This window comes from Hyunsoonleella rubra (assembly GCF_042684665.1).
Classification (GTDB): domain Bacteria; phylum Bacteroidota; class Bacteroidia; order Flavobacteriales; family Flavobacteriaceae; genus Jejuia; species Jejuia rubra.
Window position 1 is genome coordinate 292,869 of record NZ_JBHULY010000016.1, and the last position, 16,069, is coordinate 308,937.

General features: G+C 38.8%; 15 protein-coding genes and 1 tRNA gene. 9 read left to right on the forward strand and 7 right to left on the reverse strand.

Translation table 11 applies throughout. The annotated features are described in order from the left end of the window. Position 1: 1 nt before the first annotated feature. Complete coding sequence (locus ACFSR8_RS09595; RefSeq protein ID WP_380291425.1) at positions 2-427, reverse strand: PaaI family thioesterase; 426 nt, start codon at positions 425-427, stop codon at positions 2-4. A gap of 38 nt (positions 428-465) precedes the next feature. Between ACFSR8_RS09595 and ACFSR8_RS09600 the strand changes: the two genes are divergently transcribed. Together ACFSR8_RS09600 and ACFSR8_RS09605 are read left to right on the forward strand one after the other, a co-directional pair. After that, positions 466-1,047: a GNAT family N-acetyltransferase gene (locus ACFSR8_RS09600; RefSeq protein WP_380291427.1), complete on the forward strand. Its 582-nt coding sequence runs from the start codon at positions 466-468 to the stop codon at positions 1,045-1,047. Between the two features lie 105 nt (positions 1,048-1,152). After that, positions 1,153-2,016 (forward strand): AraC family transcriptional regulator, encoded by an 864-nt coding sequence (locus ACFSR8_RS09605; protein WP_380291429.1) that lies wholly within the window; start codon positions 1,153-1,155, stop codon positions 2,014-2,016. Between the two features lie 17 nt (positions 2,017-2,033). Here ACFSR8_RS09605 and ACFSR8_RS09610 read toward each other — a convergent pair whose 3' ends face one another. From ACFSR8_RS09610 to ACFSR8_RS09625, 4 genes are all read right to left on the reverse strand, one after another. Continuing rightward, positions 2,034-2,921, reverse strand: a complete 888-nt coding sequence (locus ACFSR8_RS09610; RefSeq protein WP_380291431.1) for a hypothetical protein — start codon at positions 2,919-2,921, stop codon at positions 2,034-2,036. A 114-nt stretch (positions 2,922-3,035) separates the two neighbouring features. After that, entirely contained in the window at positions 3,036-4,343 is a 1,308-nt protein-coding gene (murA, locus tag ACFSR8_RS09615) for a UDP-N-acetylglucosamine 1-carboxyvinyltransferase (RefSeq protein WP_380291433.1), read from the reverse strand. Positions 4,344-4,351: 8 nt separating this feature from the next. Beyond that, the gene (locus ACFSR8_RS09620) at positions 4,352-4,981 is read right to left on the reverse strand and encodes a DUF4290 domain-containing protein (protein ID WP_380291435.1); all 630 of its coding nucleotides are present in this window, start codon (positions 4,979-4,981) and stop codon (positions 4,352-4,354) included. Between the two features lie 59 nt (positions 4,982-5,040). After that, positions 5,041-5,334, reverse strand: coding sequence for a DUF493 domain-containing protein (locus ACFSR8_RS09625; RefSeq protein ID WP_380291461.1), 294 nt, complete (start codon positions 5,332-5,334; stop codon positions 5,041-5,043). A gap of 89 nt (positions 5,335-5,423) precedes the next feature. Here ACFSR8_RS09625 and ACFSR8_RS09630 point away from each other — a divergent pair, with 89 nt between their 5' ends. From ACFSR8_RS09630 to ACFSR8_RS09650, 5 genes are all read left to right on the forward strand, one after another. After that, positions 5,424-5,966: an AAA family ATPase gene (locus tag ACFSR8_RS09630; protein WP_380291437.1), complete on the forward strand. Its 543-nt coding sequence runs from the start codon at positions 5,424-5,426 to the stop codon at positions 5,964-5,966. Continuing rightward, positions 5,963-7,870, forward strand: coding sequence for a RecQ family ATP-dependent DNA helicase (locus ACFSR8_RS09635; protein WP_380291439.1), 1,908 nt, complete (start codon positions 5,963-5,965; stop codon positions 7,868-7,870). The genes ACFSR8_RS09630 and ACFSR8_RS09635 overlap by 4 nt, the downstream gene beginning before the upstream one ends. Further along, positions 7,867-8,814 carry a methionyl-tRNA formyltransferase gene (fmt, locus tag ACFSR8_RS09640; RefSeq protein WP_380291441.1) on the forward strand — a complete coding sequence of 316 codons (948 nt, stop codon included), beginning with the start codon at positions 7,867-7,869 and terminating at the stop codon, positions 8,812-8,814. The genes ACFSR8_RS09635 and fmt overlap by 4 nt, the downstream gene beginning before the upstream one ends. A 190-nt stretch (positions 8,815-9,004) precedes the next feature. Further along, positions 9,005-9,277, forward strand: a complete 273-nt coding sequence (locus ACFSR8_RS09645) for an HU family DNA-binding protein (RefSeq protein ID WP_092580684.1) — start codon at positions 9,005-9,007, stop codon at positions 9,275-9,277. Between the two features lie 123 nt (positions 9,278-9,400). Next, complete coding sequence (locus ACFSR8_RS09650; RefSeq protein ID WP_186562710.1) at positions 9,401-9,961, forward strand: YqgE/AlgH family protein; 561 nt, start codon at positions 9,401-9,403, stop codon at positions 9,959-9,961. Here ACFSR8_RS09650 and ACFSR8_RS09655 read toward each other — a convergent pair. Together ACFSR8_RS09655 and ACFSR8_RS09660 are read right to left on the reverse strand one after the other, a co-directional pair. Continuing rightward, positions 9,958-10,800, reverse strand: coding sequence for an aminotransferase class IV (locus ACFSR8_RS09655; protein ID WP_380291444.1), 843 nt, complete (start codon positions 10,798-10,800; stop codon positions 9,958-9,960). The two genes, ACFSR8_RS09650 and ACFSR8_RS09655, sit on opposite strands and share 4 nt — an antisense overlap. Positions 10,801-10,851: 51 nt before the next feature. Further along, a complete protein-coding gene (locus ACFSR8_RS09660) occupies positions 10,852-11,244 on the reverse strand; it encodes an START-like domain-containing protein (RefSeq protein WP_380291446.1) in 393 nt (130 codons plus the stop codon). Positions 11,245-11,373: 129 nt separating this feature from the next. Between ACFSR8_RS09660 and ACFSR8_RS09665 the strand changes: the two genes are divergently transcribed. Together ACFSR8_RS09665 and ACFSR8_RS09670 are read left to right on the forward strand one after the other, a co-directional pair. Then, positions 11,374-11,447: transfer RNA gene (locus ACFSR8_RS09665), tRNA-Met, on the forward strand. Positions 11,448-11,650: 203 nt separating this feature from the next. After that, on the forward strand, positions 11,651-16,069 hold a 4,419-nt coding region (locus ACFSR8_RS09670), incomplete at its 3' end, for a M14 family zinc carboxypeptidase (protein ID WP_380291448.1).

The following is a 16,069-nucleotide window of genomic DNA, read 5'->3' on the forward strand; positions in this document are numbered from 1 at the left end:
TTTATTTTTTTCTGGGTAATGAAATGGTGGTCAGTTTACAAAGGCACACGAGATTATCAGCCTCGTCGGTAACTTTAATTTCCATTAATTGCGTAGTTCTTCCTTTGTGTATATAGCTAGCCCTTGCATAAATATAACCTTCTCTTACGCCCTTTAAATGGTTTGCTGAAATCTCTATACCTCGCACAAATACCTCATCCAAATCCATTAGAATCTCGGCTGCAAAACTACCAATGGTTTCTGCCAGAGCTACAGTAGCTCCTCCATGCAACACCCCTTCAGGCTGGTGCACTTTTGGCGTAACGGGCATTCGACCAATTACAAAATCTCCACCAAGGTCAACGATATCTATATCCAATAGTCCGATAAGATTGCCCTGCTTCATTTTATTAAATTGCTCAATGATGTCTGCTTTGGGTAATGGCATTGAATTCTTTTTTATTTTTAGGCTTGTAAAAGTACGAAATGACTATTACCCTTGAAAATACCCGTGTAAAATTATCGCCCTTAACCCTAAACAATTATCATCATTTGATTGAAATCGCCATGGAACCCAAACTGGTACAATATTCACCCAGCAAAATTGATACTCCTGAGGATTTAAGACTTTACGTAAAAACTGCATTGGAAGCCCAAAAAAACAGGACCGCTATTCCTTTCATTATTTATGACAAGGAAAAACAAATGTATGCGGGTTGTACACGTTTTGGACTCATTAATTGGCACAATAAAGTGCTACATATCGGCTGGACGTGGATCGGCAAAACGTTTCAAGGTACAGGCTTAAACGGGGAAATGAAATTCTTAATGTTGCAATATGCTTTTGAAAACCTAAAGTTTGACAAAGTTGAATTTCGTGTGGATGAACGCAACATTCGCTCAAGAAAAGCTGTTGAAAAATTAGGTGCTACCCTTGAAGGTATTTTGAGAAAAGACACACTAATGTTGGACGGGTTTAAACGAAGTACTTGTTGTTATGGAATGTTGAGGGAGGAATGGGATACGTTGAAACATACCATTTTCGCAGGGTTTAAGCCGTTTACCTAAGACTTTAATTTTCTTTTGTATTCCATTTGTGGCATACCTGTGTTCCGCAAGAATGGAAAAGTGATTCCCATAAACATCTTTTACATTTGTGAAAGATAATTCAAGATGAAACCAAAGCAGGACAACAAATCATTTTATGCCGAGCGCCTCAATGTTATTATTGAGTACATCAATAATCATTTGGAAGAAAGGATTGATATTAAAACCTTAGCCGACCTTTCGCATTTTTCGCCGTTTCATTTTCATCGCATAAGCCGGGCGCTTTTGGGCGAACCTATCGGGAAATATATTGCCCGAATGCGCATTGAAACCGGGGCTAAACTATTGCGATATTCCAATCAAACGGTTGAAAATATTGCTTACAGTGTCGGTTTTGAAACGCCATCCTCTTTTTCAAAAGCGTTCAAGTCTCATTTGGGCATTTCGCCATCAGAATATCGAAAAAATAAATCATTAACAATCATTAAATCGAACATTATGGAAACACCAACATTGAACATCAAAACCCCAAAAATTCACGAAATTGAAGAACAACAATGCCTTTATTTAAGGATGCAAGGCGCCTATCAAAATTTAGATTATGCGGGAGCCTGGGAAAAACTATGGGAACAGGTAAAAGCACAAAAGTTGTTTACCAAGGGCATTCAACATATTGGATTGCCCTATGATGACCCTAATGTAACCGATGAGGAAAAAATTAGGTATGATGCCTGCCTCATTATCCACAAGGACGCCAAACCGACAGGTAATATTGGAGTAAAAACTTTAAAAGGTGGCAAGTTTGCGGTATTTCTGTATCAAGGGTCTTATAAATATTTTGCTGAAGTCTATGACCACATTTTCAACGAATGGCTTCTTGATAGTGAACACGAATTACGAGACGAACCTGTTAGGGAACGCTATATCAGCCACCCTGACCGCGTAGCCGAGGAAAAGTTGAAAACGGAATTTTATATTCCCATAAAATAGGAGACACTAAAAACCGGCTACTCAAGTTTTAGTTTATATGCCATCACCCTATTATGAAAAAAGGTGGGCACTAACAAAGTTTGGGTGGCCGGAATATAATCGATATCCGCCGCATTAATTTTTTTATCACGAGTATCCAGCAATTGGGTTTTGCTCCAATCCTTTTGATTGATATAAAAAATCTCGCCCTGCCAACTGGATACTATAAAATCTCCATTTTCCAACCGGACTATACCATCACCATGACCAATTCCGGTAGTCAACGTTTTAAATGAATTATCCTGTGGGTTGTACAATCCAAAATTATGAGACCTGGAAGCCGCATAGAATATTCCCTCTTCTTGGTAAAGCAAGCCGTTCAGTCTTCCTAAACTGTCTTTTGCAACTAGTTTGACGCCATTCTCAACTTGATAGATGCCGTCACTATTTGAGCCAGAAACATAAACAGCATTATCAGATACTGTGATGTCATTTAATTGTGGTGAGCCTTCCACCTTATACCTTGCTATCACTGTCTTTCTGTTAATATCAATTTCTACCACCTCATCAATATCGCTAACATACAATTTACCATTCAAAATCCCCATGCCTTTTGGTCCACTAAGCCCTTCGGCCCATTTCAAATCCAAAATCTCTCCTTTAGTATTTAAAGTAGAAATGAAACCATTATTATCCTTCTCCCATGGTGAATTATTCACGTTGGTTACAAATATGGTTTGTGATGTTTTGTCGTAAAGCACAGCTTCGCAGGTGGTCAACAATGAATCCGTTTGCCATAGCATTTCCAATGAAGGCTTTGGCTCTACAATTTCCGGAACAAGGTCCACCTTGTCGGCGCCCTTTTTCTTGTTGCAGGACAGTAATAAAGTGAAGGTAAGAATGGTAAACAATAGTAAGCTTCTCATAATTCGGTTTTTAACTTATGGCAAATGAACAAATAATGGTTAACATTTAAATCGAACCGCTGTAAAAAGCTAAAAATCCCCTAAGATTGATCAGAAAACACTGAAAGATAGGATTTATACCCTTTCAATTTTTGCGCCAATGGCACGCAAACGCTCATCGATGTTTTCATAACCACGATCTATCTGCTCAATATTTTGAATGGTAGATGTACCTTTTGCAGACAATGCAGCAATTAACAACGAAACGCCAGCCCTAATATCGGGTGATGTCATTGTTGTGGCCTTTAATGTCGATTTAAAATCATGTCCAATTACAGTTGCCCTGTGCGGATCGCATAAAATAATTTTTGCTCCCATATCGATCAATTTATCCACAAAGAACAAACGGCTTTCAAACATTTTTTGATGCACCAACACACTGCCTCTGGCTTGTGTTGCAACAACTAGAATAATACTCAATAAATCCGGCGTAAATCCGGGCCAAGGTGCATCTGCAATTGTTAAAATGGAACCATCAATAAAGCTTTGGATTTCATAGCCATCTGTATGCGCCGGGATATGAATATCGTCCCCCTGTTTTTCAACCGTGATCCCCAGTTTTCTAAACACATTGGGGATGACGCCTAAATCGTCCCAACTCACGTTTTTAATGGTAAGCTCACTCTTGGTCATAGCAGCGAGTCCAATCCAACTGCCTATTTCAATCATATCCGGAAGCATGGTGTGCTCGGTACCGCCAAGGTTATCCACACCATCAATTACTAGTAAATTAGAACCTACACCACTAATTTTTGCTCCCATTCTATTGAGCATTTTGCACAATTGCTGCAGATAGGGTTCGCAGGCTGCGTTATAAATAGAAGTTTGACCTTCGGCCAAAACCGCAGCCATAACAATGTTTGCAGTTCCTGTAACTGAGGCTTCTTCCAAAAGCATATAAGTGCCTTTTAATTTTTTGGCCTCCACACCATAAAACTGTTCTTCTTTACTGTAGCCAAATTTGGCACCTAATTTTATAAGTCCTTCAAAATGGGTATCCAAACGACGGCGACCAATTTTATCACCTCCTGGTTTTGGGATATATCCACGGCCAAAACGCGCTAACAAAGGCCCAACAATCATAATGGAGCCTCTCAATCCGCGACCATCAATTTTAAACTGATCAGATTCCAAATACTTCAAATCTAAATTGTCCGCTTGGAAAGTATATTTGCCTTTTGATATTTTTTCAACTTTAACGCCAAGTTTTTTCAGCAAACTGATCAACTTATTAACGTCTACAATATCCGGAATGTTGTTAATGGTAACTTTTTCTGGCGTGAGCAAAACGGCGCACAAAATCTGTAAGGCTTCATTTTTAGCACCTTGAGGCTGAATGCTTCCCTTTAGCTGGTGGCCTCCTTCAATTTTGAATGTTCCCATAAATAGATTTAGTGGCGTCTTTTAGAGCGGTTAGACCCTTTTTTCTTTTTATTGCTGTACTTGCTTTTGGGGCGCATCAAACTGCTGGAATCGGAAAGATCCTCTTCAGAATTTCGCAAATCGATTTTACCGTTAGAGAGTTCGTAAAGATGGTCGAAAATTACACCATCCTCCACGGTGTCTTTATTCCAGTTCAAAAAGCATTTTTTCATGTGGTTGGCAATGGTAAATACCAAGGCTTCCTTTAATTCACCATCCTCCCAGGTATTGGCCACATCAATCATCGTTTTGATATTGTTACCATAAAAGCGGTACTTAGGGTGATTTTGGGGATAATTTAAAGGTTCGGGGCGTTCAGAAAGCACTTCTTTCGAAGGTTTCGGAAACGGCGAATCCACATCCAATTCGAAATTAGACATGATAAATAACTGATCCCATAACTTGTGCTGAAAGTCTGGCACATCCCTTAAATGAGGCTGTAAATTTCCCATTACGGAAATGATAGCTTTGGCCAATCGTTCACGCTCCTCTTTACTTTCTTGGCTTTTGGCGTAATTAATCATCTTTTGAAGATGACGCCCATATTCAGGAATTATCAAATGCTCCCGCTCGGTATTATATTCTAAATTATCAATCACAATAAAAGTGTAGTATTAAAATTCAATGAAGTTGTATGGGTGCAAAATACGAAAAAAAACTAAAGGCTAATAACCCCTTTGATTTTTTCGGCTACCTCTTTGTACTTGCCAATTACGGCATCCGGATCCTTCATTTTTACATTGATGGACACGCTGGTATATTTCCCGTTTTTGGACTCCGTTGTAGTAATAACCGCGCCCATATTATCAAAAAGTGAACCTATTTTTTTTATTTCCGAAGTATCCGTCTTCACAATGAATTTATAAAGATATTCACTTGGCCAAAGCGCCGTATCGTAAAGTTGCGCCCTTAGTTTTTTATAAAATTCATCTTGATTTGAAGCCGTGCTCATAGTCCATTTTAAGGTGCAAAGATAAGGTTTCCTTTCCATTTTTTTTAACGCAATTAAATTCCGAATTTTACAATCAAATTTCAGTTACTTTGAAAGTAAAAAAAGTCGTCATCACCGGTGGCCCTGGCACTGGAAAATCCTCCATTATCCATGAGCTTGAAGAAAGGAATCATGTTTGCTTTGAGGAGATTTCGAGGCAAATCACACTTGATGCCCAAAAGGAAGGTATCGAGCAACTTTTTTTGAGCAATCCTTTATTGTTCAGTGAGTTGCTTTTAGAAGGACGTATAAAACAATTTAGGAATGCCGACCACTTGGAAACTGAATTTGTTTTTTTTGACAGGGGCATTCCCGATGTTCTAGCCTATATGGATTATGCCGGTAATGCGTTTCCAGAAAATTTTGTCAATGCGACAATGCAGTCTGTTTACGATACTGTTTTTATTTTAAAACCATGGAAAGCCATCTATAAAAGTGACAATGAGCGCTATGAAAATTTTGAGCAATCCGAAGAGATTCATCAGCATTTGCTAAACACCTATTCCACATATAATTATAAACCGATTGATGTCCCCTTTGGAACGGTTGAAGCTAGAACCGACTTCATTTTAAAAACGCTTCATTTAAAATGAACCAGCACCCCATAAATATATTGGAACGTTACTGGAAATTCACTTCCTTTCGTGAAAACCAGGAGGACATTATTAATTCGGTTATTGATGGCGAGGATGTTTTTGTACTCATGCCAACAGGTGGTGGCAAATCGCTTTGCTTTCAAATTCCGGCTTTGGCTAAAGATGGCATATGCATTGTGATTTCGCCCCTTATAGCCTTGATGAAAGACCAAGTGCAAGCTCTAAAGGACAAAGGTATTAAAGCGATTGCCTTAACAAGTGGTATTCCCAAAAATGAAATTGACACACTTTTGGATAATTGCATTTATGGAAATTACAAGTTTTTGTACCTCTCCCCCGAACGTCTGCAACAAGAGCTGGTGCAGGATAGGATACGACAGATGAATGTTAATTTAATAGCCGTGGATGAAGCGCATTGTATATCGCAATGGGGCAATGATTTTAGGCCTGCGTATAAAAATATTGTACAACTGAGACGTTTGCACCCGGCCGTAAATATGGTGGCACTCACGGCAACGGCAATCCCAAAGGTAGTAGATGACATATCCAAAGAATTGGATTTTATCAGCCCTAAAATCTTCAAGCAATCTTTTGCCAGACCGAATTTAGGCTATATGGTTTTGCACGAAGAGGACAAATATTATCGGCTAATCAGCATTTTAAAGAAATATCAGGAATCGTCCATTGTATATGTTAGAAACAGACGATCTACTTTGGAAATAAGTACGATGCTCAATACAAAAGGTATTAGTGCGACTTTCTATCACGGAGGCTTAAATATTGATGAAAAGAACAGCAATATGAACACCTGGATGCAGAACCAAAAACAGGTAATGGTGGCAACAAATGCATTTGGAATGGGCATTGACAAACCCGATGTAAAAACGGTAATTCATTTAAATTTACCCGAAAGCATTGAAAGTTATTTTCAGGAAGCGGGGCGCGCTGGACGAAATGGCGAAACTTCCTTTGCTGTGATGATAAAAAATAATAGTGACGAGCTGACAGTTAAAGGTCAGTTTCTGAAAGTATTGCCGTCCGTGGATTACATCAAGCAGGTGTATCGAAAGCTGTGCAATTACTTTCAAATATCTTATGGTGAAGGCGATTACACCACCCATGATTTTGATTTCAATCGGTTTTGCAATACCTATAATTTTGACGGAAGGCTATGCTATAATGCCCTTTCCGCACTTGACAGAAATAGTATTATCAACCTTTCCAATCGATTTAAAAACAAGGTTTTAGTTCAGTTTGTGTCAAGCAACAATGCTATTTTTCAATATTTGGAGCATCACAAGGATTTTGAAGTAATAGTAAAGTCTATTTTGAGATCCTACGGAGGCATTTTTGACCATGAAATCGATATTCATACCTTAAAAATGGCTGAAAAAGCTTCTGCTTCCGAGCAACAAGTGATTCAAACATTACAGCAATTAGCTAGGGACGGCATCATTACCTTGCACCATTCGAAAACCGATGCACAAATCACCTTCATCGAGCCACGTGAAGACGACAAAACCATCAATCGAATTGCGAAAATCATCAAACAGCAAAACAAAATGAAGGAAGAACGCATCAAGGCGATGATCAGCTATGTCAATAATAAAGAGGTGTGCAAAAGTATGCAACTCCTTAATTATTTTGGTGAAAAGGATTTGAAGCCTTGTGGTGTCTGTTCGGTATGTTCAAAGGAAAAACCAAAATCCTCGACTGTTTCTTTTGACGATTTAAAACATCAAATCATAAAGCTTTTGGAATCAGGGGAGCAACCATCACGACGCATTACTAAAACTATTGGCTGTACCGACCAGGAAACAAAAGAGGCACTAAAATTGCTATTGGAGCATAGAATTATTAGTATAACTAAATCAAACACGTACAAACTAAGTCATTTATGAGGGATTTAAGAATTGTTTTTATGGGTACTCCGGATTTTGCCGTGGCTACCTTGAAGGCTCTGGTAGAAGCTAATTATAACATTGTTGGAGTCATCACTGCGCCGGACAGACCTGCCGGACGCGGGCGAAAACTCAACGAGAGTGCCGTAAAGCAATATGCCAAGGAAGCGGGATTACACATTTTGCAACCTAATAATTTAAAGAGCGAATCTTTTATTGAGGAATTAAAATCGCTTGAGGCCAATCTTCAAATTGTGGTAGCGTTTAGAATGTTGCCCAAAGTAGTATGGCAAATGCCGGAATATGGCACCTTTAATTTGCATGCGTCGCTGTTGCCAAATTATCGCGGGGCGGCACCCATTAATTGGGCTATTATTAATGGAGAAACCAAAACTGGAGTTTCCACCTTTTTTATAGATGAAAAAATTGATACAGGTGAAATGATCCTTCAGAAGGAAGTCGAAATTGAACCAACAGAAAATGCTGGAAGCCTTCATGATAAATTGATGCATCTTGGAAGCAATTTGGTTTTAGACACGGTTCAACTCATAGAAAAAGGGGATGTTACTACAACACCTCAACTTGAAATCGATGATTTAAAAACGGCTTATAAATTAAATAGGGGCAATTGTAAAATAGATTGGACCGACAATATTGACAATATCTACAATAAGATTAGAGGGTTAAGCCCCTACCCTGGCGCATGGTGCGAATTGGTAAACGGCGATGAAGTTTTAGACATCAAAATTTACGAAGCCTCCAAAGCAACGGAACCGCATAATTACGACATAGGTTCAATTATTACTTCAAAGCGCGGACTGAAAGTGGCAGTGGCCGAGGGCTATGTCGAAATCCAAAAAATTAAGCTTCCTGGAAAGAAATTGATGGACACAAAATCCTTGTTGAACGGATATCCAGTCGAAAGTAATGCCAAAGTACGCTAAGCCCTTATATTTACTCACATTGTGAAAAATTCGTTAAAATGCATATCCTTTATCAACAAATGCTATAAGTTATCAACAAAACCCCGTTTTTCCCTTGCCATTACTTGCATGAATGCATAATCCGTATAAATTTGTAGAGGATTTAACGAAAAAAGTTTAACCAATTTATTAATATTTTAAAATTTACATTATGAACAAAACAGATTTAATCGATGCAATGGCAGAACACGCAGGAATCACTAAAGCAGCTGCTAAAAAGGCTTTAGAGTGCGCACTTATCGAAATTGAAGGTGCATTACAGAAAGGTAACAGAGTTTCTTTAGTTGGTTTTGGTTCTTGGTCAGTTTCTAAAAGATCTGCAAGAGAAGGAAGAAACCCTCAAACTGGTGAGACTATCAAAATCAAAGCTAAAAACGTGGTTAAGTTTAAGGCTGGATCTGATTTATCAAGCGCTGTAAACTAATTTTTTTACAGAACAAAATAATAGCAAAGTGCCTTCCCTAACGGGAGGGCATTTTTTTATGCACCATTCAAAAGTTGGATAATTCATAAAATAATCTTAGATTTAATTACTAATTCATAGAATATGACGAGCACTACACCCAAAAAAGGGGATTTGTTGATAGCTGAACCGGCCATAATTGGTGATGTATCTTTCAATCGCTCGATTGTACTATTGGCGGACCACAATGCCGATGGTTCTATTGGATTTATCCTCAACAAACCTTTGGACTATACTATCAGCGATTTGATTCCGGAGGTGGAAGCATCTTTTAAAGTGTATAATGGCGGACCGGTGGAGCAAGATAATCTCTACTTCATCCATAAAGTGCCACAATTAATTCCAGACAGTATAGAAATATCTTTAGGAATTTATTGGGGCGGGGATTTTAATAGGGTGGCCGAGCTGATTGCCAACAGCACCATTAATGAAAATGACATCAAGTTTTTTCTCGGCTATTCGGGTTGGGATGCCAATCAATTGGAAAATGAGTTAAAGGCCAGTTCGTGGGTGGTTTCTGAGAATGTTTACGAAAAGAACATTATTGAAAAGGACTATGAATCTTTTTGGAAAGAAAAAATGCTGGAACTTGGGGGCGAATACAGCATTTGGTCCAACGCACCCGAAAACCCAAATTATAACTAGCCCAATCTTATCTTGGTATTTAACTTTTCTAATAGCATTTTAGCAACTTTATTCTCAAACTGTTTCTTTCTATATTTTGAAATCGGTTGAATCCCAGTAATCACATTGGTAATAAACAGTTCGTCAGCTTTTTGCAGTTCGAACGGGGATATAGAGTCTTCAATAAAACTATATTCTCCCAAACCTTTATCCATTGCGAGCAATTGGGTTCTTAAAACTCCCTTTAGGCATCCGTCCGATAATGGTGGGGTCTTAATAGTATTTCCTTTTACCAAAAAAATGTTGCCGTTAAGTGCTTCTACCACCATTTTGTTGGTGTTCAATAATAAGCAATTATCGAGATCATTCTCATTAGCAAAAATACTGCCAACTACGTTAATTGCTTTGTTGTTCGTTTTTAAGGTGGACAGCAAAGTTGGCGCAACATAATAGTCTTTAAATAAATCCACTTCATATTTATCATCCTTCAAAATAAAAATAGCATCATCTAAAGGCTTTACGCTAATATTAAAACCCACAGCATTTTGAACGGGTAAATACAAACCACCTTCATTTCTATGCACAGTCAATTTCACCCGAGCATTATCATTTTCAAGTCCGTTGGCTTCTAAAGTGGATCGGATTTGAGCTTCCAAAAATTCCATGGTAAAGTTCATTGGAATATCCATTCGCATTATCCGCATGGAGGCCATCAATCTAAAATAATGATCTTCCCAAAATAGCAACTTTCCATTGGCCACTTTTATGGTTTCAAAAAGGGCGTCGCCATAGGCATATCCCCTATTATTTATGGAAATATGTGTAGTATCCTCTAAAATAGTACCGTTAAAATTTGTCATAAAAAATCCCGAAGTAAATTCGGGACAAATATAAGGTTATATCGGCTTTTATTATACCGAACCTAGAACATGTTTTAAGTCCGAAATTTGATTTTCCCACAACATTTTAGCCTCATCGATTTCATCATCTTCTGCAAAATCAGTCACCATCAAAGACACATCTTTAGTAATTTCATCCACTTGAATTCTTATTTCAAAAAAACATTGAAGATCATCCTCTTCATCGGCCAACCATCTGAACTTCACGCGTTCCCCACTTTTTTTGCTCAGCAACTTTGCCTTCTCCTCGCTATCATCCCAAATAAAGGTAAAAAGCTCTCCTCGGGAGTTAACGTTATCCGAAAACCACTCCTGCAAACCGGATGGCGTAGAGATATATTGATACAATAATTGTGGCGAAGCATGAATAGGAAACTCCAGTTCAAATTTAACTTTGTCGTCCATAAATAATAATAAGATTTAGCGTTGCTCAATATACATTAATTCATAAGATATCCAATTATTTTTCAAAATATTTTGATTGGGGAATGTTTGCGAACGTAATATTTGTTTTTATATTTGCAACCTCAAAATGGCGAGGTAGCTCAGTTGGTTAGAGCGTCGGATTCATAACCCGGAGGTCTCGAGTTCAAATCTCGATCTCGCTACGAAAAAAGTAAAAGCTTAATACAATCGTATTGAGCTTTTTTTTTGGTTAAAACATACCCAGAACAAATTTAACAAGACAAAAATCCTAGCAATAAAATTTAATTTATATTGCATTTCATCGATTTTTTTTGCATTTTATAGATTATTTACTCAAGAATTATATATATTCGTGCCTAAATAATTCATTATAATCCCAAATCTGATGAAAAAAATTACTCTCCTAAGTATTCTTTTGCTAACAATAGCACAGATAACCCACTCTCAGGAAATTCTTAAAAGAGTTTCTATTTCAAACATTAATTCATCGACCATCGAACAACTTGATGCCCTGGGTATCGATATGACCTGTGGCGCAATCCTTCATAATCATAATTTAACATTAGAACTGACGGAACACCAATTGCACCAATTAGAAAACAAAGGGTTAATATACAATGTGTTGATTGACGATATGACGAAGTTTTATAGTGAAAGGGCCATTAGAAACTTGCCCTTGGCTACAGCGGAAGTGGAAAGGCAGAAAAGTCTTAAAAGAGGAAAGTTAGCGCTTAAACAGTATAATAAACTAACATCTAAGTCTTTAACAATAAATGAGTTACTTAATAATTTAGGACAGTACGATGAATGCGATGAGATGAATTGGGAAGTTCCTGACAACTGGAATTTAAATGATTCTGATAGCTACCCAAATGAAACCAATCATTTTGGAGGTTGTTTGACTTATGATATGGTTTTACAGGAGTTGGATGACATGAAAAGGTTATATCCAAATCTTATTTCTACGAGAAAAAATGCCTCACCAACTAATCAATTAACGGTTGAAGGTAGGACAGTGTGGTTTGTTCGCATATCCGACAACCCGGAGGTGGATGAGCCTGCCGAACCAGAAACACTTTACCAATCTTTAATTCATTCGCGTGAAGCAGCTTCCATTATGCAGTTGCTTTACTATATGTGGTACATATTAGAAAATTATGAATCTGATGATGCCATTAAAAACTTGGTGAATAATCATGCGATGTATTTTATCCCTGTTTTTAACCCCGATGGTTTTGTTTATAATGAAACCGTAGCTCCAAATGGAGGTGGCGGCCAAAGAAAAAACAGAAATACTAGCGGTGGATGTGGCACCTACGATGAAGGCATCGATTTAAATAGAAACTCTGCATACTATTGGGGTAATGGAGGTGCTTCTACTACTAACTCATGTAGTTCGACTTATGCTGGTTCAGGACCATTTTCTGAGAATGAAACGCAGATTATGCGTGATTTCTTCATGCAGCATGATTTTAAATTAGCACTAAACCACCACTCATTTAAAAATGTGATGCTCCACGGCTACGCCGGAACAAATATTGACAATCCAAGGCCAGACGAATACTCAAAGTATAACCATGACATGACATTCTATAATCGTTATGGTTACGGACCAAGTACATCTATCAGCAGTTTGAACAGTGGTAATATGAACGACTGGATGCTAGGTGGCCCAGCTGGCGTTAGCGCCAATGGCACACCAACTGGCATAGGATCAGGAAAGCACACCTTATCTTGGACACCCGAAAATGGTGCTGGTTCAGAAGGCACCGGTGGCACTTATGGGGGGTTTTGGCCAGACCCAACTAATTATTTGCCCATTGCCCAACGTGCAATGCGTGCTAATTTTTTGGCAGCTTATTTCAGTGGGAAATACGCAAAGCTTCATGACCTAAACCAATCAGATATCACTAGCACATCTGGAAACTTAACCTTTGGCATTGAAAACTTGGGCCAAAATGGTAATGATACAACACCTGATACAAATAATTTTACTGTAACCGTTACGGCCGTTACACCAAATATTACAATAAACACAGCAAGTGCCAGCCAAAATTTCACCTCTTCTGAAATTTTAGCACAAAAAACTGTGGATATCAGCTATACTTTAGACGGAGGTATTGCCGCAAATGACGAAATTCAGTTCAAGGTCGTACTCACTAATGATTACGCCTCCGATAATGTTTTGTATGAAACTATCATTACCAAAATATATACACCTACAATATTATCGACATTGGATCCAACAAATTTCAGTAATTGGACCAGTTCTGGATCGTGGTCTTCAGTAACAGATGGCTTCAATGACGCCTCTGCAATCAGATCCAACGCTTCTATTCCCTATTCCAACAACCTTAACAACCAAACGTTGCAATACAACGGGACCCTAAACTTCAGTGGCATTCAATCTGCAGTGATTCAATTCTACGGAAAGTGGGATTTAGAGCGCAGCTTTGACTATGTTCAAATCGAAGCATCAGCAAACGGCTCCACAGGCTGGACTCCACTATGCGGAAGATTGACCAAGCCTGGTTCGGAAGATCAAGATTCCCAAACCGGATCACGCTACTCTCAAAAGAGCACTACAAATATAAACTTTCAACCTGATGGTGAGCAATTGTATGATGGAGATACCCAAGATAAATGGAGTATGGAAGAAATTGTAATTGATGCATCAACGAACTCGGCATTCCTTGGAGACAGTTCCGTTTTTATTCGGTTTGCATTCCATACCGATTCCTCAAACCGACAAGATTCTTACGTCAATGCAAATTTCGAAGGGTTTACCTTTGATGATTTTAAGGTTATCGGCATTGGATGCTCTACCGCTGTACCTACAAATATCGCGGCATCGAACATAACAACGGATGCAGCTACTATTGATTGGGACGAAGTATTCAACAACACCTATGATTTAAGATATAGAGTTAACGGTACTTCAACATGGACGAATGTATCAGATTTCAACACCAACAGCAACGCACTTAGCGGTTTAACTCCCGGCACGACATACGATGTTGAAATAAGAAGTCAATGTGGCACTAGTACTAATTCTGCCTATAGTGCTACATTCAATTTTTCAACATTGGCTTGTGACCCTCCGAGCAACATAACAGCATCGGATATTGGGCTTTCTACAGTAAGAATACATTGGGACGATATCCCAGATGCTACATATGATGTAAGATACAGAGTGAATGGAACTTCAACTTGGACTTCCACCTCAAGTACCAGCTTGGTTTTAGATCAACCTGTTTACAATATCTCAGGGTTAAGCGAGGCTACCTCATACGAAGTACAAGTGAGAACGGATTGCCCTGGTAGTGGTAATTCGTCCTACAGCACTTCTGTACTCTTCACTACATTGGGCTGCGTAGCTCCAATTAATATTACGGCTTCTGAACTTTTCATTGATAGTGCCAATATTACTTGGGATGAAATTGACGGAGCAACCTTCGATGTTAGATATAGAGAAAATGGTACATCAACATGGACTACAGTCTTGAATCTAGATAATAATGCATTTAATATCCCCAACCTAGACCCAAATACTACGTATGACGTTCAGGTAAGAACGGATTGTAGCTCTTCCTCTTCATCTTATTCGTCAACCGTAAACTTTACCACATTAGCTTGCACGGCTCCGACAAACGTGACTGCAGATGATGTTACGTCATCTAGTGCCACCATAAATTGGGACGAGATTTTAGGCTCCGATTATGATTTAAGATTTAGGGAAACAGGCACATCGACTTGGACAAATATCAGCGATAGAGCCCTAAACTTTTACAATATTCCTGATCTTGTGGCCGCTACGGAATACGAAGTTCAAGTGAGAACGGTGTGTACTGCTTCAACAAATAGTGCATATACAACTTCAACGGTATTTACAACTTCAGCATGTGATGATATCGTAAGTGCGTTCCCCTATGCTGAAAGTTTTGAAAGTGGTTTTGGCCTATGGGTCCAGGAGTCCAGCGATGATATTGATTGGACAAGAATCTCTGGATTAACACCTTCTAATACATCTCCTGATGTTACCGGGCCTTCTGGAGCAGCAGATGGTAGCTACTATATCTTTACTGAATCTTCAGGAAACGGAACCGGATACCCAGACATGGATGCATTTTTAACTAGTCCTTGTTTTGATTTTACAGGTTATGAAAACACTCAATTGACCTTCCAATACCATATGTTTGGTTCTACCATGGGAGATCTTTACGTAATCGTTAGTACCGATAATTTTCAATCTTCTAACGTAACTGTATTTACCCAATTGGGCTCACCTTCGTCTCAGACTACTGGAAATAGTGATCCTTGGGAATCAGCTATGATTGATTTATCAGCTTATGATGGCCAAACTATTAAGATTCGTTTCTTTGGTGAAACTGGTTCAGGTTTTAGGAGTGATATCTCTATAGACGATATTAATGTCTCTGCAGATGTTATTTCATCAACAACCTGGTATGCAGATACGGACTCTGATGGTTTTGGAGATCCAAGCGTAAGTCAGGTTGCAGGCTCGCAACCGGCAGGTTATGTGGCAGACAATACAGATTGTGATGATGGTGATCCAAACGAGTTCCCAGGGCAGACTTGGTATTTAGATGCTGACGGCGATGGATATAGCGAAGGTACCTCAACAACTGTTTGTGAGCGTCCAACAGATTATTATACAGCAGCCGAACTAACAGCAACATCTGGTGATTGTGATGATACCGATGGTACCGTGAATACACCACAACAATACTACGTGGATGCCGACGGCGACGGTTTCGGATCGACCACTACGGCTATGCTCTGT

Excerpts from the sequence above, each read along its gene's own strand:
- ACFSR8_RS09595 (WP_380291425.1), bottom strand. The coding sequence starts at position 427 with ATGCCATTACCCAAAGCAGACATCATTGAGCAATTTAATAAAATGAAG.
- murA (WP_380291433.1), bottom strand. The coding sequence starts at position 4,343 with ATGGGAACATTCAAAATTGAAGGAGGCCACCAGCTAAAGGGAAGCATT.
- ACFSR8_RS09625 (WP_380291461.1), bottom strand. The coding sequence starts at position 5,334 with ATGAGCACGGCTTCAAATCAAGATGAATTTTATAAAAAACTAAGGGCG.
- ACFSR8_RS09635 (WP_380291439.1), top strand. The coding sequence starts at position 5,963 with ATGAACCAGCACCCCATAAATATATTGGAACGTTACTGGAAATTCACT.
- ACFSR8_RS09600 (WP_380291427.1), top strand. The coding sequence starts at position 466 with ATGACTATTACCCTTGAAAATACCCGTGTAAAATTATCGCCCTTAACC.
- ACFSR8_RS09645 (WP_092580684.1), top strand. The coding sequence starts at position 9,005 with ATGAACAAAACAGATTTAATCGATGCAATGGCAGAACACGCAGGAATC.
- ACFSR8_RS09655 (WP_380291444.1), bottom strand. The coding sequence starts at position 10,800 with ATGACAAATTTTAACGGTACTATTTTAGAGGATACTACACATATTTCC.
- ACFSR8_RS09605 (WP_380291429.1), top strand. The coding sequence starts at position 1,153 with ATGAAACCAAAGCAGGACAACAAATCATTTTATGCCGAGCGCCTCAAT.
- fmt (WP_380291441.1), top strand. The coding sequence starts at position 7,867 with ATGAGGGATTTAAGAATTGTTTTTATGGGTACTCCGGATTTTGCCGTG.
- ACFSR8_RS09610 (WP_380291431.1), bottom strand. The coding sequence starts at position 2,921 with ATGAGAAGCTTACTATTGTTTACCATTCTTACCTTCACTTTATTACTG.
- ACFSR8_RS09650 (WP_186562710.1), top strand. The coding sequence starts at position 9,401 with ATGACGAGCACTACACCCAAAAAAGGGGATTTGTTGATAGCTGAACCG.
- ACFSR8_RS09660 (WP_380291446.1), bottom strand. The coding sequence starts at position 11,244 with ATGGACGACAAAGTTAAATTTGAACTGGAGTTTCCTATTCATGCTTCG.